Source organism: Candidatus Acetothermia bacterium, assembly GCA_024653305.1.
GTDB lineage: Bacteria > Bipolaricaulota > Bipolaricaulia > Bipolaricaulales > Bipolaricaulaceae > JACIWI01.
This window is the reverse complement of the sequence record JANLFW010000001.1, coordinates 39,266-65,004: the sequence shown is the minus strand read 5'-3', so window position 1 is coordinate 65,004 and position 25,739 is coordinate 39,266. Positions and strand designations below refer to the sequence as shown.

The window sequence follows — 25,739 nt, the reverse complement described above, 5'->3', positions numbered from 1 at the left end:
AAATGAAGGGCGATGTTGAGACAAAAGGTCCGTGCGGCCATCGCCCAGAAGCGCCTCCTCGCTCCGGGGGATCACGTGGTGGTGGCCGTGTCGGGGGGGGCGGACTCCATGGCCCTCCTGTACGCGCTTGACTGGCTGCGCCGTGACTGGGGGCTTGCCCTCACCATCGCCCACCTCGACCATGGGATCAGGGCCGACACCAGCGAGGACCTGAAGGTGGTGCGCTGGGCTGCCGAGGACCTGGGCCTTCCCTTGATCTGCGAGAAAAGGGACGTCCCGTCCGTGGCGAAACGGGAGAAGAGGAACCTGGAGGAGGCGGCGCGGCGGGCCCGCCGGGAGTTCTTGGAGGAGGTGGCGCGGAGGGTGGGGGCGGGGAAGATCGCCCTCGGCCACACCCGCACCGACCTTGCGGAGACGGTGCTCCTGCACCTCCTGCGTGGGGCCGGGCCGGGCGGACTGCGCGGGTTCCTGCCCTCCGCCCCTCCGTACATCCGACCCCTCCTCCTCTGCTCCCGGGAGGAAACCCGGGCCTTCTGCCGGGAGCACGGGATCCCGTTCCACGACGACCCCACGAACCTGGACACCCGGCTTCTGCGCAACGCCATCCGCCTTGAGCTCCTCCCGTTTCTCGCCCGGTTCAACCCCCGGGCCGAGGGAGCGTTGAGCCGGGCGGCCGAGCTTTGGGCGGAGGCCGAGGAGGTCCTGGCCTGGGCGGCCGATCGTGCGCTCACGGAAGTGCAGGACGGATCCGCCTTGAACCTGGAGGAGCTGCTCAGGCTCCCGGCCGGGGTCCAGGGCCTCGCGGTCCGGGCTGCGGCCTGTCGGGCGGGAAGTACCCTCCTTCGGCGGCATGTGGACGCAATCCGCGAGGCTTTGGGCCGGGGGGGGAGCGCTGAGCTCCACCTGCCGGGAGGCCTCCGTGCCCGTATCGGCGGAGGCAAGCTCGCGTTCGTGCGGCCCGAGGAGATCCCACCCGGGGGAATGCCGCGGGAGCTGCCCCTGGAGGGGGAGGCGGCGATCCCCAACCTGGGATGGCGGTTTCGGATCTCCCGAACCCCCCGGCCCCGAAGTCTTGTCCCTCCTCATCCCTTCGTCGCCTACCTCGACCCGGGAAAGGTTCGCCCGCCCCTCCTCGTGCGGACCCCAAGGCGGGGGGACCGCCTCCGCCCGCTCGGCATGTCCGGGACGAAGAAGGTGAGCGAGCTCCTCATGGAGGCGCGCATCCCCCGCTGGGAGCGGGCGCGGTGGCCCCTCCTCTGCGACCAGGCGGGGATCGCGTGGGTGGTGGGCGTCCGGCTCGCCGACGGGTATAAACTGGACCTGGGGACGGCCGAGGTCCTGCGGGTGGAGGTGGAACGGGCATGATCACTTTTCTCGTCTTTTTGGGTGCACTTCTTTTCCTTGTCGGAGTGCACGAGGGCGGTCATTTCCTGGCGGCCAAGCTCCTGGGGATGGCGGTGGAGGAGTTTGCCCTTGGGTTTGGCCCCGTCCTATGGTCGTGGCGGCGGGGGGAGACCCGGTACAGCATCCGGATTCTGCCCCTGGGGGGGTTCGTGCGCCTGAGCGGGGAGGACCGGGAGGCGGAGGGGGTACCGTTCGAACGCACCTACTACGGCCGGCCGGCGTGGGTGCGGTTCCTCGTGTCCCTAAGCGGTCCCACGGCGAACGTGGTCCTGGCGGTGGCGGTGGTGCTCGGGGCGATCCTGGCGTTGGGCCTGCCCCGGGTTCAGGTGGCCGGGTTGGTGCCGGGAAGGCCGGCCGAGGGCGCGCTTAAAGTGGGGGACGTCGTGCTCAAGGTGGACGGCCGATCGGTCTGGACCACGGCCGAGGTGGGGCCGGCGATCCAGGCTGTGGCACCCAGCCCGGTGGCGTTCCGCGTCCGCCGCGGGGGGGAGGAGCTCGAGCTGAGCATCGTCCCGGCCTATTCCCAGGAGGACGAGAAGTACTTGGTGGGGGCGTACTTCCTGCCCCAGGTCTTCTTGGCTGAGCTCGTGAGCCTTGCCCCGGACGCGCCGCTCGCCCAGGCCGGGCTGCGGTCGGGGGACCGCGTAGATGGGGCATGTGGGCGGCAGGTGAGGTCGCTGAGTGAGTTGTACGGTGCCTGGCAGGATGGGTGCCGGACCCTCGACGTGGACCGGGCTGGGGATCGCCTGACGGTGATCCTGCCCGGCCTTCCACCGGACGAGCTCCTGGCCGGGGCGAGTTTCCGCGCCCTGCCCCCGGTCTACGACCGGCCTGGGTTCGGGGAAGGGGTAGTGCTCACGTTCCGCGAGATCGGCGGGGCGATGGGCGCGTTCGTGACAGCGATCCGCGGCCTCCTCACCCGGACGATCCCGGCCGGGGAGGCGGTCACCGGGCCGGTGGGCATCGCCGGGATCTTGAGCCAAGGCGTGCGGGCTGGGCCGCTCGCGGTGCTGCTCCTCGTGGCCCTGATCGGCCTGAACCTGGCCCTGTTCAACCTGATCCCGTTCCCGGCGCTGGACGGGGCGCGAATGGCGTTCGCCCTCTACGAGATGGTCACCCGGCGCAAGGTGTCCCCGCAGGTGGAAACCGGGGTTCACGCCACCGGGTTCGTGATCCTGTTCGCGTTGCTCCTCATGATCACGTTCCAGGATCTCCTCCGGCTTTTCGGATGAGGGCCACCGCCCACGTCCCGATGCCCTCGCCGCGGCCGAGGGCTCCCATCCCCTCGGGCGTGGTCGCCTTCACGGATACGCCCTGCACGGTTATTCCGAGCGCCTCGGCGATGCGGGCCCGCATCGCCGGGGCGTGGGGGGCGAGGAGCGGCCGCTCCGCCACCACCACCGCGTCCACCTGGACCGGCGCGCAGCCCGCCGCGGCCAAGAGCTTTCGGACCCGGGCCAGAAGCGCAAGGGAGGAGATGTCCTTGTACTCGGGATCCCCGGGCGGGAAGTGGTGGCCGATGTCCCCGAGTGCCGCCGCCCCCAAGAGTGCGTCGCAGATCGCGTGTAGGAGGACGTCGGCGTCGGAGTGGCCGGCCAGGCCCAGCTCGTGGGGGATCTCCACCCCGCCCAAGACGAGCCGCCGCCCGGGGGCGAAGCGGTGGAAATCGATGCCCAGCCCTACGCGGACGTCCATTCGCCCTTCACCCCGAACGCTTCCTCGGCGAGGCGCCGGGCGAGGTCCGGGGGAAACCCCCGGCGCAGGAGGAACGCGTGGGCCCGCCGCGCGGCCACGTCCGGGGAGAGCCCGTGCCACAACGGCCGACGTTGGGCGAGGGCGCGGCGGGCCAGGTCTTCCTCGCCTAGCTCGCCCAGGGCCGTCCGGGCCGCTTCCTCGGCCAGCCCCAGGTCTAGCCCGTGTCCCTTGAGCTCCTCCCGGAGGAGCCGCCGGGAACAGGGACGAGACAGCAGCCGATCTTCGGCGTAGAGCCGGGCGAACGCCCGGTCGTCCACCAGCCCCTCCTCCACCGCCCGCGTCACCGCGGTGCGGACGGTTTGGGGAGGGAAACCTTTGGCGGCGAGCCGACGGTGCAGCTCGGCCGTCGTCCGGGGGCGGCGGCTCAGCAGGCGCAAGAGGTAGGCCCAGGCGTCATCCTTCATCCGCGAGGGCCCTGGGCTCGGGCAGCTTCGCCTTCTCCCGGATGTCGCGGGCGATCTGGTCGGCGATCTCCGGGTTGTCGGTGAGGAACTGGGCGGCCTGGGCCATCCCCTGGCCGAGGCGGACGTCGCCGTAGGAGTACCACGAGCCCGAGCGGGACACGACGTTCAGGTCGATCCCGGTGTTGATGAGATCCCGCTCGCGCACGATGCCCCGGCCGTAGATCACGTCGAACGTGGCCTCCCGGAACGGCGGGGCGACCTTGTTCTTCACCACCCGGACGTGGGCCTTCATCCCCACCCGATCGTCGCCTTCGGCGATCTTCCCCTCGCCCCAGATGTTCAGGCGCACCGAGGCGTAGAACTTGAGGGCCCGACCGCCGGTGGTGGTGGTCCCCGGCCCCCACGGCCCGGGTTGGATCGTGGCCCGGATCTGGTTTACGAACACGGTGGTCGTCTTGGACTGGGCGATCGCCGCGGCGAGCTTTCTCATGGCCTGGGACATGAGCCGCGCCTGAAGCCCGACCTGGGCATCGCCCATCTGGCCCTGCAGCTCTGCCTCCGGGACAAGGGCTGCCACGGAGTCGATGACGATCACGTCTACCGCCCCCGACCGCACCAGCTGCTCCGTGATCTCCAGGGCCTGTTCACCCGAGCTCGGCTGGGACAGGAGCAGGTGGTCGAGGTCGACCCCGATCGCCCGGGTGTAGCCGGGATCGAGGGCGTGCTCGGCGTCGATGAACGCCGCCGTGCCCCCAAGCTTCTGGGCCTCGGCGATGATGTGCAGGGCCAGCGTGGTCTTGCCCGATGCCTCTGGACCGAAGATCTCCACCATCCGCCCCCGGGGCACGCCGCCCACCCCCAGGGCGATGTCCAGCGCGAGCGATCCGGTGGGAACCACGTCCACTGCGACCACGGACTCGTCCCCGAGCCACATGATGGCCCCTTCGCCGTAAGCCTTCCGGATTTGGTTCAAAACGCCATCGAGGACTTCCTTTTTTCCCATGAACGCCTCCCTGGATCTATGGTAGTGAGGAACACACTCAGCGGCAAGGCGGATCACAAAAGCCGCAACGCGTCCCGGCCGAGCACGCGGCCAGGGCGGGCGACGTACCTCCTCCAAACCGGGTCCTCCTCATGGCCCAGCGTTCCCAAAGGCACCTTCAGCCGGTTTGAAAGGTTCCGGGGAGCCCCCAGGGGCCCCTAGCCCTGGAAGTGACGGGACGCCGGGCACCCCGGACAGGGGTCGCCGTACCGTGGGCACCGGGTGCAGTCGGACCCGCACGGGGCCAGGTCCCCCCGCTCCGCGGGGAGGCGCAGCGCCATGCCCGGCGGGAACGCTGCCCGGTCCGTGACGTACAGGGCTGCCCGCGTTAGGCCCAGCGTGCCCTCAGGGTCCTCGGCCACCGCCTCCAGCCACCACCGGTGGTCCTCCTCCAGGAAGTACACCCCGACCACGATGCGCCCGAACGCGCTCATGAAGTACACGTACGGGCAGGCCGCGAACACCTCGGCGATCTTCTCCGCCGCCTCCGCGGTCGGCGCCTCCCCGAGGAGGAGGAAACAGCGCTCCTGGCTCAGCGTCTCTGCCATAGTCGGTGCAGGTCCTCCAGTGCAGGGTGGAAGCGGCGGGCGAAATCGTCCGGGGTCTTGGGCTCCGGTTCGTTGACCACCGTCACGTACGGGACGCGGATCCCTTGGGCCTCCACGTGCCCGCGGGGCGTGGGGGCGAGCTCGGTCCAGTCATCGGATCGGTACGTGCGCTCCATCTCCTCGCGGGGGACGGAGTGGGTGAGGAGGCCGTCGCGGCGGGCCCGGTCGTAGCGGGCCACGTTCCTGCGCCAGGACTCCTCGAACGACACCTGGAGGTACAGGATCGCCCCGGACGCGAGGACCTCCGGGGCGAGGCGGGCCAAGGCATCACGGTATCCCCTGGTCCCGCCGCGGGAGAACTCCACCAGGGCTGTCTCCCCCGGGGCAGGCGGCCGGCGGGAGATCTCCTGATTCAAGGAGAGGATGAGGAATGGCCACGCGTGGTCGTCGGCCACCGCGTAGTTCTCCCCGCACCGACGCGAGACGAGGCGCCCCTTGCCCACCTCCTCCCACAGGTCATCCTCGACGAACTTCTGCCACAGGATTGGGAAGTCGTCGAGGACTCGCAGCCGTCCGAGGTGGTAGGCGACCGCCCGCTCGTCGGGGGGGAGAGAGGTGAGAAACTGGATCAGCTCCGATTTCCCCGACGCCGGCCGGCCAAGGAGGAAGAGGTAGGGGATGACGTCCTGGTAGACGTGGGGGCGATAGCCCAGGCCAAGGGCGGACACGAGGTCCGCGAGGACGGCGTGCGGCGGGCGGTCCGCATCGAGGACGTGGAGGTCGCTCCCCCGCTGGGCGTGCCAGGCTGAGAGCCAACCGAGCATCCGGGCCAGGACGTCGGCCGGGACGGTGTACCGGGGGTCGCCCCGCGCCGCCTGGCGGGCCACGGACACGGCGATCGGGACCTCCAGGCGCACGAACCGGTCCGGCCACAGGATCGCCTGTTCCGCCCGTTGGAACTGGCGCAGGAACGCGTCGTCCCCCAGGGAGGCCGCGTACGCGGCGTGGACGGCGAGGTGCGACTCCTCGACCACGGTGAGGCTTTGGTTGAGGGCAGCGCGGATTTGGCCTTGGCGGGCGGGGAGTGCAGCGAGCATGGCCTGAGCGAGCCGATCGCGATCGCGGAAGAGGTCAAGCCCCTCCCGCTCGGCCGTCTCCTTCACGAGCTCCGGGAGCACGAGGACCTGGCCCGGGTAGTACAAGCGTAGGGCTGCGAGGAGCTCGCTCTTCCCCACTGCGGGCAGGCCTTCCACCGAGATGTACGCCATGGGAAAAGGAAATGGGCGGAGCAGGACTTGAACCCGCGACTTCTCCCCTGTGAAGGGAGCGCTCTACCAACTGAGCTATCCGCCCTTGCCAGCGATGGTAACGGGGATGGACCTATCCCTCAACCGACGTCCATCCTCCCGGCGGACGGCGTTAATCCTCCTCCATGTCCCCCAGCATCGCCGCCAGCGATTCCCCCTCCTTGCGACGGGTGATCTCCACCAGGCCTAGCTTGGTGATCTCGATGAAGTCCGCCGGCACCCGGTCCTTTCGAAGCTCCTCTTGCAGCCGCTCGATCACCTTGCGCTCGTCCTTTTCGCTGGCCATGTCCACGAAGTCGATGACGATGATCCCCGAGATCTTGCGAAGCCTCAGGATCCGGGGGATCTCCTTGGCCGCCTCGAGGTTGGTGTTGAGGATCGCCGCGTCTTGGTTGCGATGGCGCACGTCGGACCCGGTGTTCACGTCGATCGCCGTCAGCGCCTCGGTCTCGTCCACGGTCAGGAACCCCCCCGCCTTTAAGGGCACCCGCCGCTGCAGCGCCTCCCGAAGCTGCCGCTCGATGTCGTAGCGCACGAACAGGGGCATCGTGCCCCGGTACAGCTTCACCCGCCCCTTCAGTCGCTCAAGGTGTAGATATCCGAGGAAGTCCAGGATCTCCTTGTACTGGGCCTCCTCGTCGACGATGAGGGAATCCATCTCGTCCAGGAACCGGTCGCGGACGATGGTCCGCACGAGGTCCAGGGGCTCGTGGAGGAGCTTGGGGGCGGTGCTCTCCGCGGCCGCTTCCTCGATCCCCTTCCAGATGCCGAGGAGATACTTGAAATCCCGCTCCAGGTCCTCCTTGGACGCTCGATGGGCCGCGGTGCGGGCGATCAGCCCCTCCCCGGGTTGCTTGAGTTCGTACGCGATCTGGCGGAGCCGCCTCCCGATGTCGCGGTCCTCCACCCGGCGGGAGATGCCCACCCGGTCCTCCCGCGGCAGGAACACCCAGTACCGCCCCGGCAGGCTGATCTTCGTCGTCCCCTGGGGGTTTTTCTTGCCGACACCCTCCCGGCGGACCTGGATGAGGACCGAGTCTCCGGGGCGGAGGACCTTCTGGATCGGGGCCGGGCCGCGCCATGGCTCAAACCCCTTGGCGATCAGCATCGCATCGTTGATCTCGTGCTCGGACAGAAACAGGGCCTTCCGTTCCCCCACGTTCACGAACGCCGCGCCCATCCCGGGGAGAACCGTCTCCACCTTGCCCTTGTAGATGTTGCCCACCAGCGGCCGTCGGCCCGGCATGTCGAAGTGCACCTCCACCAGTTCCCCCTCCTCGACGATGACCACCCGCTTTCTCGGACCGGCCGGCGTCTTCTCCACCGTGATCAGGATGTGATTCCCTTTAATCGTAAGACCCTCCTTGAATCTCTCACCTCAGCCAGGAGTTCGGCGATGGCGCGGCCAAGCACGGGATGGCGGACCTCCGGGGCGATCTCCGCCAGCGGCACGAGCACGAACCGGCGCTCGGGGAGCCGGGGATGGGGCACGATGAGATCGGGCTCGGCGATGACCTCGCCTCCGTAGAGGAGGATGTCGATGTCCAGTTCCCGGGGTCCCCACCGCCCGCGGTCCATCCGGCCGAGATCCCGCTGCACCCGCTGGCACAGGGCGAGGAGCGCCCGGGGCGGAAGATCCGTGTCCGCCTCCACCGCCAAGTTCGTAAACCACGGCTGGTCGCCACGGCCCCACGGCTCGGTACGGTACAGGGAGGAGACCTTGCCGATCCTGAGCCCGCCTTGCGACAGGCGGGCCAGCGCCTCCATCAGACGCTCCTCCTCCGGGGGGACATTGGCGCCAAGGCCCAGGTACGCCCTAACCATCCCGTTCGCAAACCACCTCGACGAACTCCGCATCCACCGGGGAAGGGAGGGGCGGGGACAGTTTGTGCACGCGCACCCTGGCCCAGCGCACCCGGGGCGAAAGCCCCACGGCCGCCCCGGCAACGACGCTGGCCAGGTCCTCCAGGAGGCGGAATGTCTTCCCCTCGAGCGTCGTGACCGTCCGCACCACCGCCTCCAGGTCCACCGTCCCGGAAAGCTCTCCCGACCCGTCGTAGTCCACCCCGATCTCCACGTCCACGAGGAGCGGACGGCTCATCCGCCGCTCCTCGTCTTGCCATCCCACGCGGCCCATGAACCGCAGGCCGCGCACGCCCACGCTGACCGTCACGCGATCCCCGCTCGCGCCCGTGGCCTCACGCGCCCGTGGCCTCCTTGGCCACCGCCACCACTTGGGCGAACGCGTCCGGATCGCGCAAGGCCAAAGCGGCGAGCATCTTCCGGTTCAGCCCGACCCCGGCCTTCCTGAGCCCGCCCATGAACCTGGAGTAGGACAGGCCGTGCCCTCGCGCCGCGGCCCCGATGCGCACCATCCACAGCCGCCGCATGTCCCGCTTCCTGAGCTTGCGCGACACGTACTGATGGCGCAGGGCCTTGACCACCGATTGCTTGGCGATGCGGTAGCACGTCCGGCGCTTGCCCTTGAACCCCTTGGCCAGTTCCAACACCTTCTGCCGGCGTTTGCCGTGCTTTACCCCTCCGGGCACCCGCATGGTTTCCTCCTTGGCATCAAACGTTCAGGATCCGGCGCAGTCGCCGTCGGTCAGCCCCGGTCGCCTCCACGTCCGGGCGCGCCTGCCGCCGGTATTGGGGGCGCTTCTTGCTGAGCTTGTGCACGTAACCGGCCCGCCGGTGGAAGATCCTACCGCTGGCCGTGATCTTGAGCCGCTTCGCCGACGCCTTGTGTGTCCTTTTCTTCACCGCGACCTCCTTTGCGGGGTAGGGGGACCAGCAGCATCTGTAGCGTCCGGCCCTTGCTCGTCGCGTTCTGATCCACCTTGGCGATGTCCTGGGTCGTAGCTGCGACCCGGGCCAGCATCTCCTCCCCTTTGCCGAGGTGGATGATCTGCCGTCCCTTGAAGAACACGGAAACCCGCACCTTGTGTCCGTCGTTCAGGAACTCTCGGATTCGAGAGAGCTTCGTCTGGAAATCGTGCTCCCCGGTCTGGATCGTGAACTTGACCTCCTTGAGCCGTGCCGGCTTTTGCTGCTTCTTCTCCCGTTTCTCCAGCTGGTACCGGTACTTCCCGAAGTTCACGATCTTGCACACCACCGGGTTCGCCTCCGGCGCCACCTCCACGAGATCAAGGCCCTTCTCCCTGGCCAGGGCCAGCGCCCGGTCTACTGGGGTCACCCCCAGGTTGCGGCCATCGATGTCGATCAGGAGCACCTCCCGCGACCGGATCTCTTCGTTTACGCGGAACTTTCGCTTAATAGGACCATCCCCCTTTCGCATGTATTCTAGCTAGGTTCATCCCGTCCAACCACGCCGTACAGCCGGTGGCGGCGGATGAACCGGTCCACCGCCTCCGGCACCATGCCCGCTGTGGAAAGCCCTTCCCGGTAGCGCCGTCGCACCTCCGCGGACGAGAGGTTGATCAGCGGCATCTCCAGGAAGTGGAGCTCGGCCTGCGCGAACGGGGCGCGGTGGAACACGGTCATGTCCACCCCCGGTCGCGGGGCCACGATGAACGGGGCGCTCCCAAGCAATCTGGGCCAGTCGTGCCAGATCTCGATGCGGGAGAAGATGTCCGCTCCCACGATGTACGCTACCCCCTCCGGGTGCTCCGCCTTCATCGCGGCGATGGTGTCCACCGTGTAGCACGGCCCGGGGCGGTCCACCTCGTACCGGGACACCGTGAACTTGGGCCGCCCCTCTACCGCGAGCTTCACCATCGCGTACCGTTGCTCGCCGGGGACGCCGTCGTCCACCTCGCGGTGGGGGGGGTGCCCGGTGGGCAGGAACACGATCTGCCTCAGGCCGAACTGACGGAGGGCCTCCTCGGCCACCCGCAGGTGCCCGAGGTGGATGGGGTTGAACGTCCCCCCGAATAGCCCGGTCCTACCCTGCAAGCTCAAACTCCACCCCGCCGATGCGCACGCTCCGGCCCGGGGCCAGGCCCCGCCGCCGAAGGGCGGCCATCACCCCCAGCCGCTCCAGCCGCTCTATGAGGTACTCCTGGGCGTCGCGGGTGGAGAGATCGAGGCGGTGGACCAGTTGCTCCACCGCCGGGCCCCGCACCGTGAGCGCCCCGTCCTCCTCCACCACCTCGAACGGCCGTGCCTCCGGGGTCAGCCGCCACACCCGCTGCCGTGGCCGGGGCGTGACCGGCGGGGAAGGGAGTGCCTGCATCCGCGCCCACAGGTGGGCGATCAACTCCCGCACCCCCTGCCCGGTCACGGCCGAGATGGGGTGGAGCTCGATCCCTTCCTCCTTGAACCGCGCCACCTCCGTCGCCACCTGGTCCGGGGTCAGGAGGTCCACCTTGTTTCCGGCCACCACCTCCGGCTTCCCTGCCAGGTCCTCCCACGCCTCAAGCTCCCGCCGCAGGACATGGTAATCCCCAAGGGGGTCGCGGCCCTCGACCCGGGCCAGGTCCAGGAGGTGGAGGAGGAGCTTGGCCCGGGAGGCGTGGCGCAGGAACCGATCGCCGAGGCCCTTCCCCTCGTGTGCCCCCTCGATCAGGCCCGGAAGGTCGGCCATCACGAACGACGCCGACTCTCCGACCCGTACCAGGCCCAGGTTAGGGGCCAAGGTGGTGAACGGGTACGGGGCGACCTTGGCCTTCTTCGAGGAGACGCGGGACAGGAGCGACGACTTGCCCACGTTGGGGAAACCCACGATCCCCACATCGGCGAGCACCCGCAGCTCCAGCCTGAGCCACCGTTCCTCCCCGGGCTCGCCGAACTCCCGGATCCGCGGCGCCTGGCGGGTAGCGGTGGTGAACGCCTTGTTGCCTCGCCCTCCGCAGCCACCGCGAGCGATGACCACCTCCTGGCCGTCGGCCATGAGGTCGGCCAGGACCTCACCGGTGAGGAGGTCCCGCACCACCGTCCCCACCGGGACGGGCACCACGAGGTCTGCGCCTTGCCCCCCCTGGCAGCCGTTGGGCCCGCCCGGTGCCCCGTCCTGGGCGCGGAAGTGAACCTGGTTCTGGAAGTGGAGGAGGGTGCTCATGGACCGGCTGGCACGCAGGATCACATCCCCACCGCGGCCTCCGTTGCCCCCGTCCGGGGAGCCGCGCGGGTTATGACGGGTGCGGTGGAAGCTGATCAAACCGTCCCCGCCCCGCCCGGAGGCGACATGGATCTTCGCCTCATCGAGCCACATCGGGAGGGGCTATCCCCCCTCGTCGATGGGGATGACGTTCACGTACTTGCGGTTCCGCCCGGCGAACTTCACGAGCCCCGTGGTCGTAGCGAACAGGGTGAAATCCCGTCCCATGCCCACGCCCCGGCCCGGGTGGAACCGGGTTCCCCGCTGCCGGATGATGATGCACCCGGGCCATACCAGCTCGCCGCCGAAGCGCTTCACGCCCAGGCGCTGCCCCGGGGAATCGTGGATGTTCTGGGTAGAACCCTGACTGCTCTTGTGGGCCATGTTTTCCCCCTTTACACCTTTACATCCAACCCGACCTCGCGCACCGCCAACCGTCCCGGCCGGCCCTGCTCCAGCGCGCGCAGGCCCAAGACCATCGTCTCCAGGATCGCGTCGATCTCGCGGTCGAGGAAGATGTCGGACCGGTCCACCCGGAACCGCAGCATGCTCCCCTCCCGGGAGGACTCCGGATCCAAGTGCAGGTAGTGGCGCATCCCCAGGAGCGGGGCCTCGACGAGGGCCCCGGCGGCCAGTCCCTCCGGGGAATCGTCCCCCTGCAGGGTCACCGCCTGGACCCGGCCTTCCTCATCCCGCTCGATCAGAACCTCTACCATCGCCTAATCCTTCTCGATGGCCACGATCCTCGTCCGCATGTAGGGCTGGCGGTAGCCCTTCTTCCGGCGATACCCCTTCTTGGGGGCGAACCGCTGGACCACGGCCTTCTTGCCCCGCCCCACCTCTCGGACCTCCGCCACCACCTTGACCCCTGAGAGGTACGGCCGGCCAATGGCCACCCCATCACCGTTGCGCAGGAGGAGGACCCGATCGAACGTGATCGTGTCCCCGACACCGACGCCGGGAACGACCTCGTGGACGACCTCCATCCCAGGCTCGACGTGGTACTGCTTGCCTCCGATCTCCACAACACCGTACATTTCGGCCACCTCGCAATCTTATCGGGTACGGCGGACGAGGACAATGCTAGCGAATGCGGGTCCCCGGTTCCACCTGTTTATCCGGGGCAAGGAGGGCCAGCGTTCCGTCCGACGCGGCGAGGATCATGCACTCGGATCGAATTCCTCGGATCGTGGCCGGCTTGAGGTTGGCCACCACCGCCACCAGTCTGCCCGGAAGGTCCCCGACGGGGTAGTGCTTGCGGATCCCGGCCACCGCTTGGGCCTGGCGGTCCCCGAGGTCGATCAGGAGGCGCAGAAGCTTGTCCGCGCCGGCCACCTCCTCGGCCATGAGGATCCGCCCCACCCGTAGGTCCAGCCGTTGGAACTCCTCCAGGCTCACCAGACCCTCCTCTTTCATCGCCTGGTACCTCCCCTTCAGGTCCTCCATGTCCACGTGCTCCAGGAGGGGGTGCGGTTGGACGGCCAGCCGGCGCCCCCGCAGCCCCTCGCGCACGTCAGCGAGCGCCCGCTCGGTGATGCCCAAGGTCGCGTACACCTCCCGGGAGAACATGGGGATGAACGGCTCGAGCAGGATGGCCAGGGCCTTCACAAGATGGGCGGCCGACGCCACCGCCTCCCCGTCCCCGGTCCGCCACGGTGCCTTGCGCTGGAAGTACTCGTTCCCCGTGCCGGCGAGCAGGGCCACCGCCCGCAGGGCCGGGGCCAACGCCCCCTCCTCCACCGTACGCCGCACCGCAGCATAGGCCTCGTCGATGGCTCGCTCTACCTCCGGATCGGTGGCCACATCGGGCACCACGCCGGCGTGGCGCGACCAGATGAACGAGAGCACCCGGTGGACGAAGTTGGCGATGTTGTCCACCAGGATCGCGTTCACCGCCTTGTCGAGCTCCTCCCACGAGAACTCCACGTCCTTCGTCTCCGGCCGGTTGTAGAGGAGGTAAAACCGCCAGTACACCGGGGGCAAGAGGGCGAGCGCCTCGTCGGCGAAGATCCCCACCCGGCGGGTCTTGGAGAACTGCTCCCCTCCGATCCAGTTGAGGTACTCCGTGGCCGCGATCTGGTCGGGCAGGTGGTAGCCACGGCCGGAGGCGATGAGTTGAGCAGGGAAGATGATGGTGTGGAAGGGGATGTTGTCCTTAGCGTGGGTGTAGAGATGCCAGACCTCTTCGCCGAACCAGAACTCCCGCCACCGTTCCTCTTCCCCCAGCCTCCGGAAGTGCTCGATGGTGGCGGACACGTACCCTAGGGCGGCCTCCGCCCACACGTAGATGACCTTCCCTTCCGCCCCCGGGAACGGGGCGGGGATCCCCCACTCGATGTCTCGCGTCACCGCCCGTGGCCTAAGCCCGTCCTGGATCAGGCGCTCCGTAAACAGCTTGACGTTCCCCGGGAAGTCGCGGCTCCCCACGTAGGCGAGGAGCTGCGGGGCAAGCTTTCCCAGGTCCAGGTACCAGTGGCGGGTTGGCCGCCGGACGATGTCCGTGGATCTACAGAATGCGCACTGGGGGGCAAGGAGCATCTCCGGCTCGAGGAGCGCCCCGCACACATCGCACTGGTTGCCTTGGGCGTGGGGATATCCGCAGCGAGGGCAGGTGCCGAGGATGAAGCGATCGGCGAGGAATCGGCTACACCCTTGGCAAAAGGCCCGCTCTTCTTCTTGCGCGATGATGTAGCCATTTCGCTCCATGTCGCGGTAGATCTGGGTGACGAACTCCTTGTGCACGGGGGATTCGGTGGTGGTGTAGTTGTCGATGGCGATCTCGAACTTTTCGAGCACCTCGCGGATCGCGTGGTGGACCTGATCGGCGAGCTCCCGCGGGGTGATGCCGAGCTTGGCTGCCTCGTACTCGACCTTGGTACCGTGGGCATCGGTGCCGGAGACGTGCAGCGCCTCGTACCCCAGGAGTCGATAGAAGCGGGTGAACGCGTCACCGGAGAGGAGGCACCCCACCAGGTTCCCCAGGTGGGGCATGCCTGAGCCGTAGGGCCAGGCGCTGCAGACCAGGATCCGTTTGACGTTGGTGTTCAAGGCCGTCTCCTCGTGGGGAGTGATTATAGGTGGAAGCAGCAGGCGTCGCCATGGAAGCCCGCGGTTTGGCACGTAGGCTGGCCGCGCCCGCCGTGTGGTAAACTAGCCGCCTGGTGGAGGAGGCGGTGCGCGCGGCGAGGATCGGCAAGGAGTTGGTGGTCCACACCGAGAACCGGGTGGGCCTGCTCGCGGACATCGCCCGCCGCTTCGCCGAACAGGGCATCAACATCCTCGCGGTGGCCGTGATCGTCCACGACGACCAAGCCGAGTTGCACCTGGTGACCGACGCCCACACCTATGCCCTGGACAGCCTGCGCAAGGCGGAGTTCCCGGTGGAGGAGCGGGAGGTGGTGATGGTGGAGCTTCCCCACCGCGCGGGGTTCCTGCGCCGGGTCACCGAGGCCCTGGCCAGGCAGGGCCTGGACATCCGCTACCTCTACGCCACCGCCTCCGAGGAGGGCCACGCCTCGCTGGTCGTGTTCTCCTGCACCCACAACGGAAAAGCGGTGCTCCTCCTGCGCGAGCGCTAGCCCCCGCCGGCCTTGTCCACCAGCTCCAGGAACGCCCGCACCACCCGCGGGTCGAAGTGCTTTCCGCTTTGCTTACGGATGTACTCGAGCGCCTCTTCTTTTGGCCACGCCTTGCGGTAAGGCCGATCGCTGGTCAAGGCGGCGTTGGGATGTCTAGCGCCGGGCGCAGGAAAGCAATGGGCGCCAGCATCTCGAAGGCGTACACCGGGTGCCGGTGCATGACCTCCCATTCCTCCTCGGTCAGCTTTCCGGGCTTGAGCATGATGGAATCAGGAATCCCAATCTTCCCAATGTCGTGGAGAAGCGCGCCGCGTCGCACGTGGACAAGCTCCTCGTCGCTCATCCCCATCGCCTTGGCGATCCGCACCGTGAGCTCTGTAACCCGTTGGCTGTGCTCCTCGGTCTCCTCCTCCTTCAACGCCAGGGCCAGGGCCCAGCCTTCCAGGGTGGCATCGTAGGCCTGGATCAGCTCCGTGTGCTTGCGCTCAAGATCATAGAAAAGGGAGGCGTTGTCGATGGCGATGGCCACCTGCCCGGCCAGGGTCTCAAGCAATTGCTCCCATTCCCGATCGTCCTGGCGGGGTGAACGGTGGAAGATCTGCAACACCCCCACGATCCTCCCCTTGGCCACCAGGGGGAGGGCATGGTAGGTCACGAAGCCTTCCCATCCTGATGAGGTTGGTACGGAGCATCCGGTTCACCCCGGCGTAGGCCACCGCGGAGGGAATGCCAATCAGGATATAGCCCCAGGTCTGCTCGCCGTTGCGCAACGGAGCGAAACCGTACAGGCGCAGCACCCCGTCCATGCCGGCGTCCTCAGCTGTCCCTTCCCCCTGGAGGGCAAGGACGGTTTGGACAATCGGCCCCTCGGTTATGATCTTGCCGAGCCACTGTTCGGGCTCTGGGTAGCGTACCAGCACCGTGCCCTGGGGATCGAGTAGCGTGACGGTGGAGCCGGCCGGCAGGTTAATCTCGGCGGAGACGGTGCTGAGCCACTCCAGGTCCAGGCCGAGGAAGACCACCCCCTCGATCTGGCCCCCGTCGTTCAGGATGGGGTACGCCAACGGCAGGGTAGGCTTGCCGGTGATGCGCCCGAGAACGAACCAATCGTGAAGGTTCGCGTCTGCACGGCGCGCTGGAACCAGTCGCGATCGGCGTAATCCACCGTCCCTTCGGGCGGGAGGGCGCTGCACTTCAGGCTGCCATCCGGGTTGGTTACGGCGAGGAGGGTGTAGGCGGGGTAGTGAGGATACAGTTTGGCAACCAGGGCGCGGCAAGCGGCAAGGTCAGCTCCCCGTATTTCGTGCAGTTGGGCCAGGGTGCTGAGCAACTGCTGCTGCCTCGGTGTCCGTGATCAACTGGGCGTTCGCGGGCACAGCCAACGTGGAGGCGGGCGGGCGCAGGAGCCCGTCCCCGCGGTGGAACCCGGGAGCCGCGCCTTTGGAGCCCTTGCGCCGTGATGCTAGCGAACACACACCGGTGTGGACAGGGTGCCATGCGCCCCTGGGCCTCCCCCCGTCACCTGTCACCCGCTGGGGGCGGCGATGTCCTCTGTCCTTCCACCCCCTTTCCACGGATCGTCCACGCCTCCGCGTGGATACTTCCGCGTTGGCCGGCCGGACCGGGCCGGTGTCGTTTGGAGGGCAGATGACCACGCGAGACAAGGTCCTCATCGGCATCGCCGTCGGGTTGGCCCTGGCGGCGATGATCGCGGTTCCAGTGCTCGCCCGGGCAGTCCGGATGTGAGCGAGGTGCCACGGGCGGTTCGCCCCGTCCCGTGAGCAAGTGCCGGGGGAGGGCCTACCTCCCCCGGCGTTCTCTCTCAACCTCGCGGGACGCGCGTCAGGCCAGGGTTGAGGTGCAGTGCGGGCAGCGGGTAGCCCCGATGGGGATCTGGGTCTTGCAGTACGGGCACTCCTTCGTGGCCGGCGCCTCCTTCGGCTTCGGCTTCTGCATCCGCATCACGGCCCGGAGGAGCAGGAACATGACCAGGGCGATGATGAGGAAGTTGATGAGGGCGTTTACGAACTCGCCCCAGTAGATGGCCGCCGCCCCAGCCGCCCGGGCCGCCGCCGCCGAGGGGTAACTCTCCCCGGTGAGGACGACGAATAGGTTCGAGAAATCCACGTTCCCCACAAGCTTCCCGATCACGGGCATCACGAGGTCGAACACGAACGACCGCACCACCGCCCCGAACGCGGCGCCCATGATGAACGCCACCGCGATCTCCACCAGGTTCCCTTTGGCAATGAAATCTCGAAACTCCTTCCACATTCGCCACCACCTCTCCCGCGCAGTTTAGGGGCGCGATGCTTCGTCTGTCAAACCGTGGGTGGCTTGGGGGGGTGTGGCCCTCCGGCTACCATATGGCCCACGATGACCGGCACCTGGATCAACATGGGGACGGTATTGGTGGGGGGCGCCGCCGGTTGGGCCCTGGGGGCACGGGTCCCGGCGCGGGTGCGCGAGGCAGCCACGGCCGGGGTGGGCCTGGCCACCGTCGTCCTCGGGTTCCGCCTGGCCTTGGGGACCCAGAACGTGCTCGTCCTGATGCTCGCGGTCATCCTCGGGGGGGCGCTGGGCTCGGCGGTCCACCTCGCCGAGCGGATCGAACTGGGGAGCCGGCGGCTGGAGGCCCTGTTCCGCGGTCGCCCGGTTGCGGAGGGGTTCCTCACCGCCAGCCTCCTCTTTTGTGTGGGGCCGCTGACCGTGCTCGGGGCCATTCAAGACGGCCTAGTTGGCGATTGGTCCCTGCTCGCGGCCAAGTCGATCCTGGACGGGATCTCGGCCCTCACCCTGGCCGCGGCGTTGGGGCCGGGGGTGCTGCTCTCGCTCCTCGTGATCCTCGTCTATCAGGGCGGGTTGACGTTGGCCGCGCACCTGTTCGCGTCCTCGCTGGCCGGCTTCTCCCCGGACGCACCGGCAGTGGTGGAGCTGTCCGCGGCCGGCGGAGCGGTGGTCCTCGCCCTGGGGATCGGCCTCCTCAAGCTGCGGGACATCCGGGCGGCCGACTTCCTCCCCGCCCTCCTCCTGGCCCCCCTCCTGTCCTGGCTGTTCCGGTATCTCCCATGATCGTGCCCCGGTGGCTCGCGCGGCGCGGCCGCTTCCTGGGCCGGTTCGACGGCCGGCTGTGGGCGCTGGTGGCGAGCCAGCTCGTCACCTCGGCCGGGTTCTCCATCGCCCTTCCGTTTCTGTCCCTGTACCTCCACCGCGACCGGGATCTCTCCATGACCGTGGTGGGGGCGATCATGCTCGCCAACGCTGTGGTCAGCGCCGCCGGCCGGATGGCCGGCGGAGAACTTGCCGATCGGCTGGGGCGGCGGCCCACCGTGCTCGGCGCTGCGGGGGTGCGGGTGCTCCTGTTCCTGGTCTTGGCCGCCCTGATCCGGGGCACCGGCCCGGTGTGGGCGATCGCCGCCGTTTACCTCGGGGTGCGCATCACCGGGGCCCTGGCCATGACCGCGATCTCGGCCATGGTCGCCGACCTCGCCCCCGGGGGACAGCGCATGGAGGCGTACGGCCTCCTGCGGGTGGGGGGCAACGTGGGGTGGGCGGCCGGGCCAGCGCTGGGCGGGTACCTCGCCGCGTTCCTCCCGTATTGGACCCTGTTCGCGGTCACCGCGTTGGCGTCGAGCGTCGCCTTCTTCCTCCTCGCCGCGTTTGCCCGCGAGTCCCACGCCCGGGGGGAGCGGGAGCCGGTGCTGGGGGCGTTGCGGGAGGTGCTCGCCCACCGCCGGTTCCTCGCGTTCGTCGGCCTGTCGCTGCTCGTGTTTCTGGTGGCCGGCCAACTCGTGTCCACGTTGTCCGTGTACACGGTGGAGCGGCTCGGCCTGTCCGAGGCCAAGTTCGGGGCGCTCCTCACCCTGAATGGGCTACTGGTGGTGTTCCTCCAGTACCCCGTGGCCCGTGGGGTGGACCGCCTGCGGCGGGGGAGGGCCCTGGTGCTGGGGAGCCTTCTCTATGGGGTGGGGTACCTTGCGTTCGGCTGGCTGCGGGCGTTCCCGGGCCTGCTGGGGGCGATCGCCGTGGTCACCCTGGGGGAGATCGTGTTCGCCCCGAGCACGCTCACCGTGACCGCGGAACTGGCCCCGCCGGCCCACCGCGGCCGGTACATGGGGGCGTTCGGCCTCGCCGAGACGATGGGGTGGTCGGCGGGGCCATTCCTCGGGGGGGTTCTCCTCGACGCGTTCCCCACCTCCCCGCTTCTCCTGTGGGGGACGATCACCGCGCTCGCGTTCCTGGCGGCGCTCGGGTTCAAGCTCTGGGGTAAGCAGACCCGTCCCGACCTCGCGGCGTAGATTGCCCTGGCGCCAGGCGGTCAGCCGCGGGCGAGGGCGTCCACCGCCCGCTCCAGGGCCATCGCCCGCGACCCCTTGACGAGCAACGCCGTGGGGGCCGTGGGGAGCTCGGCGTGCATCCGGGCGATGAGCGCCTCCAGGTCCTCTTCTTCGGCCGCGCCCGGGCCCTGCCAGACGGCGAACGCCGCTGCGGCCTGCTTGCCGTAACAGTACAGCACGTCCACCCCCTGCCAGCGGGCTTCTTCCACGACTTCCCGGTGGAACTTGGCCTCCTGGGGGCCGAGGTCAAGCATGTCCGCAAACAGCACCGCCCGCCGGGCCACCGGGAGCTTGAGGGACACCAGGGTGCGCAACGCGGCCCGCATGGACAGGGGATTGGCGTTGTAGCAATCGTCCAGGATCCAGCCGAACGGGGCCGGCCGGAGGTGGAGGCGGTGGGGGATGGGGGGCACGGACGACAGGGCCTGCACCGCCCCTCGCTCCGGCACGCCCATGCCCCACGTCAGGGCGAGCGCCCCGCACGCCAGCACCGCCACGTGCTCCCCGAGAAGCTGTAGGTGGGCGGGCACATCCCCGCGGGGGCTCACCGCCCGGAACCGCACCCCCTGTGGATCGTCGGTCACAAGGTCCGCAGGGTAGAAATCGGCGTCCGGCGTGCGCCCGAACCGGAGGCACAGCCCGTCGCACCGCTCCACCCGCGCCCGCAGCTCCGGGAAGTCCCAGGCCACGGCGAGGATCCCCTCCTCGGGCAGGGCCTCGGCAAGCTCCCACTTCGCCTCCGCCACCTGGTCGATGGAGCCGAGCGTTGCCAGATGGGCCGGGCCGACCCCGGTGATGATCCCGGCCCACGGCCGCAGGAGCTGGGCCAGGCGCCGGATCTCCCCCGGCGCCGACACCCCCAGCTCGAACACCGCCACCTCGGCGTCGCCGGGAATGGAGAGGACGGCGAGCGGCACCCCGAGCTCGTTGTTGTAGCTCTCCGGGGTCCGGTAGGTCCGGTAGCGGGTGGACAAGGCCGCGGCCACCAGCTCCTTGGTCGTGGTCTTGCCGATCGATCCGGTCACCCCCACCACCGGGATGTCCAGCATCGGTCGGCGCCAGGCCGCGAGCTCCCACAGCGCGGCCGGCACGTCTGGGACGAGGAGGAGGTTGTGGCCGACCCCGGGATCGCGGGACACGACCGCTCCCACTGCCCCTCGGGCGAACGCCTCGCCGAGGAAGTCGTGCCCATCGTGGCGGGTCCCGCGCAGGGCGGCGAACACGTCCCCCGGCTGGACCCGCCGGGAATCGGCGGTGGCCCCCGAAACGGCAAACGGGGCCATCGGCCGGATCAGCCGGGCCTCCAGCGCCTCCGCCGCCTCACGTAGGTCCCACATCCGCTATCCCTTTGGGGTAAGGGGGAGGATGAGCGAGACCTCGCCGTACACCACCGTCCCCGGGATCCGGTCGGACAGCGCGTCCACCCCATAGAGCCAGGGTTCGCACATGAGGTCGGAGAGGGGGTCCACCGCGAACAGCTCCACGGTCAGGGTGTCGTAGGTGGGGATGCCCTCGATGTAGGCGATGAGATCCTCGAGCGACGCGAACGTCGGCGCCCCCTCCCCGCGCTCCCGCAGGCGCGGCCCCCCGTACGCCCGGAGCTCGACGTACGGCGTGTCGATGTCCGCGGGGATGACGATCTCCCCCTCCCATTCCTCCGTCTTCCCCCGCCAGCCCCGGACGGTGACGATGAACTGCACCGTGTCCCCGGGCGCGTACTCGTCCTGTTCCGTCGCGAGGTCGATCACCTCCGCCGCCACGAAGTTGGGGTACACGGTGGCGGTGAAGCTGATCCCGGTGAGCTCCGGATCTTGGAACTCGTTGTACGCCAGGATGTCGGCCACGATGGCCGCCTCCCAGGGGACGTATGCGGCGACGTCCTCGGTGGACAGGAACACGTTTTCCCGGGTGAGTGGGCGCGGCATCCCGCGGCCGGTGATGGTGTACTGCACCACCGCCGTCCCCGGCCCGATCCGGTCCAGGGCCCGGTCCACCGCCTCCAACCCGGACACATAGAGGAGCAGGGCGGACAGGCGGGGTTCGTCCACCACGGTGGCGCGGAGCTCGCTCCGCGTGCCTCGCCCCTGGTCCTGCACCACGAACTCGGTGCGGATACCGGCGGGCGTGCGGCCGACGACCGCCCCCACCGCCGCCCACCGGTCGGCGAACACCCCGCCCCGGACGTCGGCGAGGGCACCGAACTTGTACGGGGCGTCCAGCGCGGCCACGGTGTCGAACACGTAGGACTCGGTGAGGAAGTAACGGCTGGGCCCGGTGAACAGGAACGGGTGCCCGAACGCCAGCACCACGTCGCCATCGGTCATCGTCACCGTCCCCAACGCCCCCACCGTGACGTCACCCACCACCAGACCGACGCCCACCGGGGCGCCCGGGACGAACGGGAGGGCTGGGGTTTGGCCGGTGATGGACGGTGCCGCCATGACCCGCGGCACGCCGAGGGCGAGGAGACCTGGGACTTTCCCCCGCCACGCGGTGATGAGCGAGGCGAGCGGGGTGGGCTTGGCCCGGAGGTCGAGGCCGTCCCGCAGCACGGAAAGCGCCCGCTCGGACAGGCCGCTCGCCATGACCGGGGCGGACAGGGGCCACGTCACGAGGGTCCCCTCATCCACAGTGGCCGGTTCGGCCGCCACGAGCCGCACCCGGTCGATCCCCCATGCCTGAAGCTTCTTGCCCTCGGGGAGTGGGATCTCCTGTTCTGGCGGGGGAGGCAGTTCGGCCTTGACCTCGGCCAGCACCTTGAGCATGGCCTCGATCGGGGTCACCAGCCCCAGAGGTCGGGTCGGTTCCGCCGACCAGAGCGCGGCCCGCGACAGCGCCCCCGCCAGGCGGCCGTCCAGGTACACCGGGCTCCCGGACATCCCTTGGGCGATCCCCCCTGACCGGGCGATGGCGTCCCCATACGCCCGGACGATGATGAAGTCGTTCGCCTCCCCGGGCTCATCGAGGATGTCCACCACCTCCACGTCGAACCGGGCGATCTCCGTTCCCGCCACCACGGTCAGGCCGTACCCCTTCATCCCTGGCCGTACCTCGGACAAGGGGATCACGTCCGTCCCCAACGCCGTCACGCCTACCGCCAGCACCACCGCCCACCAGTGCTTCATGACGCCTCCTTGGCCAGGGCTGTGGCCCGGGCCGCTCCCTCCTCCATGGTCCGCACCGGCACCAGGCCGGCCTGCGAGAGCACCCGCCGTCCCTGTTCCTCGTTCGTCCCCACCAACCGGATCACGATGGGGAGCGGAAGCGCGGCGGTGGCGTCCACGATCCCCTGAGCCACCTCGTCGCAGCGGGTGATCCCCCCGAACACGTTGACGAACAGCACCTTAACCCGGCCGTTTCGGGTGAGGATGTCCACGCCCTTGCGCACCCGCTCCGCCCGCGCCCCACCGCCGATGTCCAGGAAGTTCGCGGGCCGGCCCCCGGCCTGGGCCACGAGGTCGAGCGTGGCCATGACCAATCCGGCCCCATTCCCGAGGATCCCGATGTCCCCGTCCAGGCGCACGTAGCTCATCCCGGCCTCTCTCGCCTCCGCCTCCAAGGGGTCGACCACCGCCTCGGCCAGGCCCGCGAACTGCGCGCCGGGGCGATGGTCGTCGTCGATGATGACCTTGGCATCGAGGGCGATGAGCCCCCGGGCCGTCTCCGCCAGGGGGTTGATCTCCACCAGGTTCGCCTCGTACTGGGTGAAGGTCTGGTAAAGCTTCGCCGCGATCTCGGCGAGCTCCGGCCGCAGTTCGGCCGGGGCGGGCGCCACCGCCCGCCGCAGCCGGAACGCGAGTGGCCCTTCCAACGGGGGGATGTGGACCTGGCGGATCGCCGCCGGATCTCGGCGGGCCACCTCCTCGATGTCCACCCCGCCCGAGGGGGAGTAGATCAGCACCGGCATGCGGCGGCCCCGGTCGAGGGTGACCCCCAGGTAGTGCTCGGACCGGACCTCGGCTGCCTCCACCACCAGGAGCTGGTCGACCCGCAGCCCCTTGAGCTCGCGGCCCAGCATCTCCCGGGCCAGGCGCTCTGCCTCTGCCGGATCCTGAGCCGGCCGGATGCCCCCGGCCTTTCCCCGTCCGCCCACCGGGACCTGGGCCTTGAGCACCACCGGCCCCCCGATGGCCTGGGCCGCTGCCCGCGCCTCGGCGGGGGTGGAGGCCACCGCCCCACGCGGGACCGGGATGCCCATTGCTTCCAGGATCACCCGGCCTTGCCACTCCAGAAGCCGCACCGGCCCTCCTTTCGGGACAAAGATTATCCGCGGGTCGCCCGGGCGGCCAGGAGACGAATGACCGCCTTATAGGGAGCAAATGCCGATGCCTTGAGGATTTTTCTGTGCTCAGCTATACTTCGGTGGGTGATGCGGGGTGGTCCAACGGTCAGACTACGACGTAGACAAGATCCAAGTTCTGGAGGACATCGAGGCCGTGCGCAAGCGCCCGGGCATGTACATCGGGTCCACCGGTCCGGACGGGCTTCTGCAGATGATCTACGAGGTGGTGGACAACTCGGTGGACGAGGCCATGGCCGGGGTCTGCACCGAGATCGACATCGTCATCCACGAGGACAAGCGGATCACTGTCCGGGACAACGGCCGCGGCATCCCGGTGGGGGTCCACCCGGAGACCGGGATCAACACGGTGGAGCTGGTGCTCACCACGTTGCACGCCGGGGGCAAGTTCGAGACCGGGAGCTACAAGGTATCCGGTGGGCTACACGGGGTGGGGGTATCGGCGGTGAACGCCCTGTCCGAGCACCTGGCGGTGGAGGTGCAGTGGCGGGACGGGAAGGTGTACCGGCAGGAGTTCGTGCGCGGGCGGAAGGTCACCGAGCTCGTCCCGGTGGGGGAGGCAAAGGACACCGGGACCACGGTCACGTTCCTACCCGATCGGGAGATCTTCGGGGAGCTCCACTACAACTTCTCCAAGCTCGTCCATCGCCTGCAGGAGCTCGCGTACTTGAACCCCGGGCTGACCATCCGCCTGGACAACCGCATCGCCGGTGTTGAGCGGACCTTCCACGCCGACGGGGGGATCGTGGCGTTCGTGAAGGAGCTGGCCACCGGGAAGGAGCCCCTTCATGACGAGCCGATCTACCTCGTCGAAGACCGGGGGACGCACGCGGCGGAGATCGCGATGCTGTTCACCGACGCCGTGGACGAAGAGGTGTTCACGTTTGCCAACAACATCAACACCCGGGAGGGGGGGACGCACCTCACCGGGTTCCGGGCGGCGCTGACCAAGGTGCTCAACGACTATGCTCGGGAGAAGCGCCTGATCCGGCAGGAGGAGGAGGCCCTGTCTGGGGAGGCGATCCGGGAGGGGCTGGTGGCGATCGTGTCGGTGAAGCTCCAGCAGCCGGAGTTCGAGGGGCAGACCAAGGCCAAGCTTGGGAACCCGGGGATGCGGGCGTTCGTGGAGGAGGTGGTGCGAGAACAGCTCGGGCAGTACCTGGGGAAGAACCCCGGGGTGGCCCGGGCGATCATCGAGAAATCCGCGACCGCCCATCGGGCCCGACTGGCGGCGGCCAAGGCGCGGAAGCTTGTCCGGCGGAAGGGGGCGCTACTGGCGAGCAGCCTCCCCGGCAAGCTCGCCGACTGCACGAACGACGACCCGGAGGAGTCGGAGTTGTTCATCGTGGAGGGGGACTCCGCCGGCGGGTCGGCCAAGCAGGGCCGGGACCGCGTGTTCCAAGCGATCCTTCCCTTGCGGGGGAAGGTCCTCAACGTGGAGAAAGCGCGGCTTGGGAAGCTCCTCGATAACCAAGAGCTGCGGGCGATCATCACCGCCCTGGGGACCGGGATCCGGGAGGAGTTCGACGTGGGGAAGCTTCGCTACCACAAGATCATCATCATGGCCGATGCCGATGTGGACGGGGCCCACATCCGCACCCTTCTCTTGACGTTCTTCTTCCGGAACCTGCGGCCCTTGATCGAGCACGGGCACGTGTTCATCGCCAAGCCCCCGCTGTATCTGGTGCAGAAGGGCCAGAACCGCACCTACCTCTACACGGAGGAGGAGCTCCAGGCGCGTCAGGCGGAGGGGGATGGGAAGCTGACGGTGCGCCGGTTCAAGGGGCTCGGGGAGATGAACCCGGAGGAGCTGTGGGAGACGACGATGAACCCGGAGACGCGGATCCTGCGGCAGGTGACGATCCGCGACGCCCTGGAGGCGGACGAGATCTTCACCACCCTGATGGGGAACGACGTTGCCCTCCGGCGGGACTTCATTCGCGAGAACGCGCACCGGGTGGCGGCGCTGGACATCTAGCGGGGTTGCGCTCGGGCGGGGGTCCGG

29 protein-coding genes and 1 tRNA gene are annotated in these 25,739 nt (G+C 69.0%); 6 read left to right on the top strand and 24 right to left on the bottom strand.

The window, feature by feature from the left end; translation table 11 throughout:
* Positions 1-12: 12 nt before the first annotated feature.
* Together tilS and rseP are read left to right on the top strand one after the other, a co-directional pair.
* Positions 13-1,365 carry a tRNA lysidine(34) synthetase TilS gene (tilS, locus tag NUV94_00360; GenBank protein MCR4391248.1) on the top strand — a complete coding sequence of 451 codons (1,353 nt, stop codon included), beginning with the start codon at positions 13-15 and terminating at the stop codon, positions 1,363-1,365.
* Positions 1,362-2,636, top strand: coding sequence for an RIP metalloprotease RseP (gene rseP, locus NUV94_00355; GenBank protein ID MCR4391247.1), 1,275 nt, complete (start codon positions 1,362-1,364; stop codon positions 2,634-2,636). Before tilS ends, rseP begins: the two co-directional genes overlap by 4 nt.
* Here the strand turns inward: rseP and ispF are convergent.
* The 17 genes from ispF to metG all read right to left on the bottom strand — a co-directional run bounded on the left by ispF (position 2,602) and on the right by metG (position 14,567).
* A complete protein-coding gene (gene ispF / locus NUV94_00350) occupies positions 2,602-3,099 on the bottom strand; it encodes a 2-C-methyl-D-erythritol 2,4-cyclodiphosphate synthase (GenBank protein ID MCR4391246.1) in 498 nt (165 codons plus the stop codon). The two genes, rseP and ispF, sit on opposite strands and share 35 nt — an antisense overlap.
* Positions 3,084-3,563 carry a RecX family transcriptional regulator gene (locus NUV94_00345; protein MCR4391245.1) on the bottom strand — a complete coding sequence of 160 codons (480 nt, stop codon included), beginning with the start codon at positions 3,561-3,563 and terminating at the stop codon, positions 3,084-3,086. The genes ispF and NUV94_00345 overlap by 16 nt, the downstream gene beginning before the upstream one ends.
* Positions 3,553-4,566 (bottom strand): recombinase RecA, encoded by a 1,014-nt coding sequence (gene recA, locus NUV94_00340; protein MCR4391244.1) that lies wholly within the window; start codon positions 4,564-4,566, stop codon positions 3,553-3,555. The genes NUV94_00345 and recA overlap by 11 nt, the downstream gene beginning before the upstream one ends.
* Positions 4,567-4,763: 197 nt before the next feature.
* Positions 4,764-5,153 carry a hypothetical protein gene (locus tag NUV94_00335; GenBank protein ID MCR4391243.1) on the bottom strand — a complete coding sequence of 130 codons (390 nt, stop codon included), beginning with the start codon at positions 5,151-5,153 and terminating at the stop codon, positions 4,764-4,766.
* Positions 5,138-6,421, bottom strand: a complete 1,284-nt coding sequence (locus tag NUV94_00330) for a hypothetical protein (protein ID MCR4391242.1) — start codon at positions 6,419-6,421, stop codon at positions 5,138-5,140. The genes NUV94_00335 and NUV94_00330 overlap by 16 nt, the downstream gene beginning before the upstream one ends.
* Before the next feature lie 12 nt (positions 6,422-6,433).
* A tRNA-Val gene (locus tag NUV94_00325) sits at positions 6,434-6,506 on the bottom strand.
* A 66-nt stretch (positions 6,507-6,572) separates the two neighbouring features.
* Positions 6,573-7,784 (bottom strand): Rne/Rng family ribonuclease, encoded by a 1,212-nt coding sequence (locus NUV94_00320; GenBank protein ID MCR4391241.1) that lies wholly within the window; start codon positions 7,782-7,784, stop codon positions 6,573-6,575.
* 5 nt (positions 7,785-7,789) lie between these two features.
* Entirely contained in the window at positions 7,790-8,284 is a 495-nt protein-coding gene (gene folK / locus NUV94_00315) for a 2-amino-4-hydroxy-6-hydroxymethyldihydropteridine diphosphokinase (GenBank protein ID MCR4391240.1), read from the bottom strand.
* Positions 8,277-8,633, bottom strand: coding sequence for a dihydroneopterin aldolase (locus tag NUV94_00310; GenBank protein MCR4391239.1), 357 nt, complete (start codon positions 8,631-8,633; stop codon positions 8,277-8,279). Before NUV94_00310 ends, folK begins: the two co-directional genes overlap by 8 nt.
* 25 nt (positions 8,634-8,658) lie before the next feature.
* Positions 8,659-9,015, bottom strand: a complete 357-nt coding sequence (rplT, locus tag NUV94_00305) for a 50S ribosomal protein L20 (protein MCR4391238.1) — start codon at positions 9,013-9,015, stop codon at positions 8,659-8,661.
* Between the two features lie 149 nt (positions 9,016-9,164).
* The gene (gene infC / locus NUV94_00300) at positions 9,165-9,758 is read right to left on the bottom strand and encodes a translation initiation factor IF-3 (GenBank protein ID MCR4391237.1); all 594 of its coding nucleotides are present in this window, start codon (positions 9,756-9,758) and stop codon (positions 9,165-9,167) included.
* Between the two features lie 5 nt (positions 9,759-9,763).
* Positions 9,764-10,375 (bottom strand): nicotinate-nucleotide adenylyltransferase, encoded by a 612-nt coding sequence (gene nadD / locus NUV94_00295; protein ID MCR4391236.1) that lies wholly within the window; start codon positions 10,373-10,375, stop codon positions 9,764-9,766.
* On the bottom strand, positions 10,365-11,633 hold the full coding sequence (gene obgE, locus NUV94_00290; protein MCR4391235.1) for a GTPase ObgE: 1,269 nt from the start codon (positions 11,631-11,633) through the stop codon (positions 10,365-10,367). The genes nadD and obgE overlap by 11 nt, the downstream gene beginning before the upstream one ends.
* Before the next feature lie 9 nt (positions 11,634-11,642).
* Complete coding sequence (gene rpmA / locus NUV94_00285) at positions 11,643-11,903, bottom strand: 50S ribosomal protein L27 (GenBank protein ID MCR4391234.1); 261 nt, start codon at positions 11,901-11,903, stop codon at positions 11,643-11,645.
* Between the two features lie 11 nt (positions 11,904-11,914).
* The gene (locus NUV94_00280) at positions 11,915-12,235 is read right to left on the bottom strand and encodes a hypothetical protein (protein ID MCR4391233.1); all 321 of its coding nucleotides are present in this window, start codon (positions 12,233-12,235) and stop codon (positions 11,915-11,917) included.
* 3 nt (positions 12,236-12,238) lie between these two features.
* Entirely contained in the window at positions 12,239-12,556 is a 318-nt protein-coding gene (gene rplU, locus NUV94_00275) for a 50S ribosomal protein L21 (GenBank protein MCR4391232.1), read from the bottom strand.
* Between the two features lie 46 nt (positions 12,557-12,602).
* Positions 12,603-14,567, bottom strand: coding sequence for a methionine--tRNA ligase (gene metG / locus NUV94_00270; protein ID MCR4391231.1), 1,965 nt, complete (start codon positions 14,565-14,567; stop codon positions 12,603-12,605).
* A gap of 113 nt (positions 14,568-14,680) precedes the next feature.
* Between metG and NUV94_00265 the strand changes: the two genes are divergently transcribed.
* Complete coding sequence (locus tag NUV94_00265) at positions 14,681-15,097, top strand: ACT domain-containing protein (protein MCR4391230.1); 417 nt, start codon at positions 14,681-14,683, stop codon at positions 15,095-15,097.
* On the opposite strand, the gene NUV94_00260 is transcribed toward NUV94_00265, so the two are convergent.
* The 4 genes from NUV94_00260 to mscL form a co-directional block, all read right to left on the bottom strand.
* Positions 15,094-15,234 carry a hypothetical protein gene (locus tag NUV94_00260; protein MCR4391229.1) on the bottom strand — a complete coding sequence of 47 codons (141 nt, stop codon included), beginning with the start codon at positions 15,232-15,234 and terminating at the stop codon, positions 15,094-15,096. The genes NUV94_00265 and NUV94_00260 overlap by 4 nt on opposite strands.
* Positions 15,231-15,752, bottom strand: a complete 522-nt coding sequence (locus NUV94_00255; protein ID MCR4391228.1) for an HD domain-containing protein — start codon at positions 15,750-15,752, stop codon at positions 15,231-15,233. The genes NUV94_00260 and NUV94_00255 overlap by 4 nt, the downstream gene beginning before the upstream one ends.
* Positions 15,643-16,161 (bottom strand): hypothetical protein, encoded by a 519-nt coding sequence (locus NUV94_00250; GenBank protein ID MCR4391227.1) that lies wholly within the window; start codon positions 16,159-16,161, stop codon positions 15,643-15,645. The genes NUV94_00255 and NUV94_00250 overlap by 110 nt, the downstream gene beginning before the upstream one ends.
* Before the next feature lie 778 nt (positions 16,162-16,939).
* Positions 16,940-17,371: a large conductance mechanosensitive channel protein MscL gene (gene mscL, locus NUV94_00245; GenBank protein MCR4391226.1), complete on the bottom strand. Its 432-nt coding sequence runs from the start codon at positions 17,369-17,371 to the stop codon at positions 16,940-16,942.
* Positions 17,372-17,473: 102 nt separating this feature from the next.
* Here mscL and NUV94_00240 point away from each other — a divergent pair, with 102 nt between their 5' ends.
* Together NUV94_00240 and NUV94_00235 are read left to right on the top strand one after the other, a co-directional pair.
* Positions 17,474-18,169, top strand: coding sequence for a DUF554 domain-containing protein (locus tag NUV94_00240; protein MCR4391225.1), 696 nt, complete (start codon positions 17,474-17,476; stop codon positions 18,167-18,169).
* On the top strand, positions 18,166-19,395 hold the full coding sequence (locus NUV94_00235; GenBank protein ID MCR4391224.1) for an MFS transporter: 1,230 nt from the start codon (positions 18,166-18,168) through the stop codon (positions 19,393-19,395). The genes NUV94_00240 and NUV94_00235 overlap by 4 nt, the downstream gene beginning before the upstream one ends.
* A gap of 20 nt (positions 19,396-19,415) precedes the next feature.
* Here the strand turns inward: NUV94_00235 and murF are convergent, their stop codons facing one another.
* Genes murF through sucC form a run of 3 tightly spaced genes read right to left on the bottom strand, consistent with a single transcriptional unit; the run spans position 19,416 to position 23,674 of the window.
* Positions 19,416-20,771 (bottom strand): UDP-N-acetylmuramoyl-tripeptide--D-alanyl-D-alanine ligase, encoded by a 1,356-nt coding sequence (murF, locus tag NUV94_00230; protein ID MCR4391223.1) that lies wholly within the window; start codon positions 20,769-20,771, stop codon positions 19,416-19,418.
* A gap of 3 nt (positions 20,772-20,774) precedes the next feature.
* The gene (locus tag NUV94_00225; protein ID MCR4391222.1) at positions 20,775-22,559 is read right to left on the bottom strand and encodes a hypothetical protein; all 1,785 of its coding nucleotides are present in this window, start codon (positions 22,557-22,559) and stop codon (positions 20,775-20,777) included.
* Positions 22,556-23,674 (bottom strand): ADP-forming succinate--CoA ligase subunit beta, encoded by a 1,119-nt coding sequence (gene sucC / locus NUV94_00220; GenBank protein MCR4391221.1) that lies wholly within the window; start codon positions 23,672-23,674, stop codon positions 22,556-22,558. The genes NUV94_00225 and sucC overlap by 4 nt, the downstream gene beginning before the upstream one ends.
* A 136-nt stretch (positions 23,675-23,810) precedes the next feature.
* Here sucC and gyrB point away from each other — a divergent pair, with 136 nt between their 5' ends.
* Positions 23,811-25,712: a DNA topoisomerase (ATP-hydrolyzing) subunit B gene (gene gyrB / locus NUV94_00215; GenBank protein ID MCR4391220.1), complete on the top strand. Its 1,902-nt coding sequence runs from the start codon at positions 23,811-23,813 to the stop codon at positions 25,710-25,712.
* The last annotated feature ends 27 nt before the right edge of the window (positions 25,713-25,739 follow it).

Excerpts from the sequence above, each read along its gene's own strand:
- NUV94_00225 (MCR4391222.1), bottom strand. The coding sequence starts at position 22,559 with ATGAAGCACTGGTGGGCGGTGGTGCTGGCGGTAGGCGTGACGGCGTTG.
- murF (MCR4391223.1), bottom strand. The coding sequence starts at position 20,771 with ATGTGGGACCTACGTGAGGCGGCGGAGGCGCTGGAGGCCCGGCTGATC.
- NUV94_00240 (MCR4391225.1), top strand. The coding sequence starts at position 17,474 with ATGACCGGCACCTGGATCAACATGGGGACGGTATTGGTGGGGGGCGCC.
- NUV94_00335 (MCR4391243.1), bottom strand. The coding sequence starts at position 5,153 with ATGGCAGAGACGCTGAGCCAGGAGCGCTGTTTCCTCCTCCTCGGGGAG.
- rpmA (MCR4391234.1), bottom strand. The coding sequence starts at position 11,903 with ATGGCCCACAAGAGCAGTCAGGGTTCTACCCAGAACATCCACGATTCC.
- mscL (MCR4391226.1), bottom strand. The coding sequence starts at position 17,371 with ATGTGGAAGGAGTTTCGAGATTTCATTGCCAAAGGGAACCTGGTGGAG.
- ispF (MCR4391246.1), bottom strand. The coding sequence starts at position 3,099 with ATGGACGTCCGCGTAGGGCTGGGCATCGATTTCCACCGCTTCGCCCCC.
- NUV94_00330 (MCR4391242.1), bottom strand. The coding sequence starts at position 6,421 with ATGGCGTACATCTCGGTGGAAGGCCTGCCCGCAGTGGGGAAGAGCGAG.
- NUV94_00280 (MCR4391233.1), bottom strand. The coding sequence starts at position 12,235 with ATGGTAGAGGTTCTGATCGAGCGGGATGAGGAAGGCCGGGTCCAGGCG.
- folK (MCR4391240.1), bottom strand. The coding sequence starts at position 8,284 with ATGGTTAGGGCGTACCTGGGCCTTGGCGCCAATGTCCCCCCGGAGGAG.
- NUV94_00235 (MCR4391224.1), top strand. The coding sequence starts at position 18,166 with ATGATCGTGCCCCGGTGGCTCGCGCGGCGCGGCCGCTTCCTGGGCCGG.
- NUV94_00345 (MCR4391245.1), bottom strand. The coding sequence starts at position 3,563 with ATGAAGGATGACGCCTGGGCCTACCTCTTGCGCCTGCTGAGCCGCCGC.
- rplT (MCR4391238.1), bottom strand. The coding sequence starts at position 9,015 with ATGCGGGTGCCCGGAGGGGTAAAGCACGGCAAACGCCGGCAGAAGGTG.
- rseP (MCR4391247.1), top strand. The coding sequence starts at position 1,362 with ATGATCACTTTTCTCGTCTTTTTGGGTGCACTTCTTTTCCTTGTCGGA.
- rplU (MCR4391232.1), bottom strand. The coding sequence starts at position 12,556 with ATGTACGGTGTTGTGGAGATCGGAGGCAAGCAGTACCACGTCGAGCCT.
- recA (MCR4391244.1), bottom strand. The coding sequence starts at position 4,566 with ATGGGAAAAAAGGAAGTCCTCGATGGCGTTTTGAACCAAATCCGGAAG.
- obgE (MCR4391235.1), bottom strand. The coding sequence starts at position 11,633 with ATGTGGCTCGATGAGGCGAAGATCCATGTCGCCTCCGGGCGGGGCGGG.
- infC (MCR4391237.1), bottom strand. The coding sequence starts at position 9,758 with ATGCGAAAGGGGGATGGTCCTATTAAGCGAAAGTTCCGCGTAAACGAA.
- tilS (MCR4391248.1), top strand. The coding sequence starts at position 13 with ATGTTGAGACAAAAGGTCCGTGCGGCCATCGCCCAGAAGCGCCTCCTC.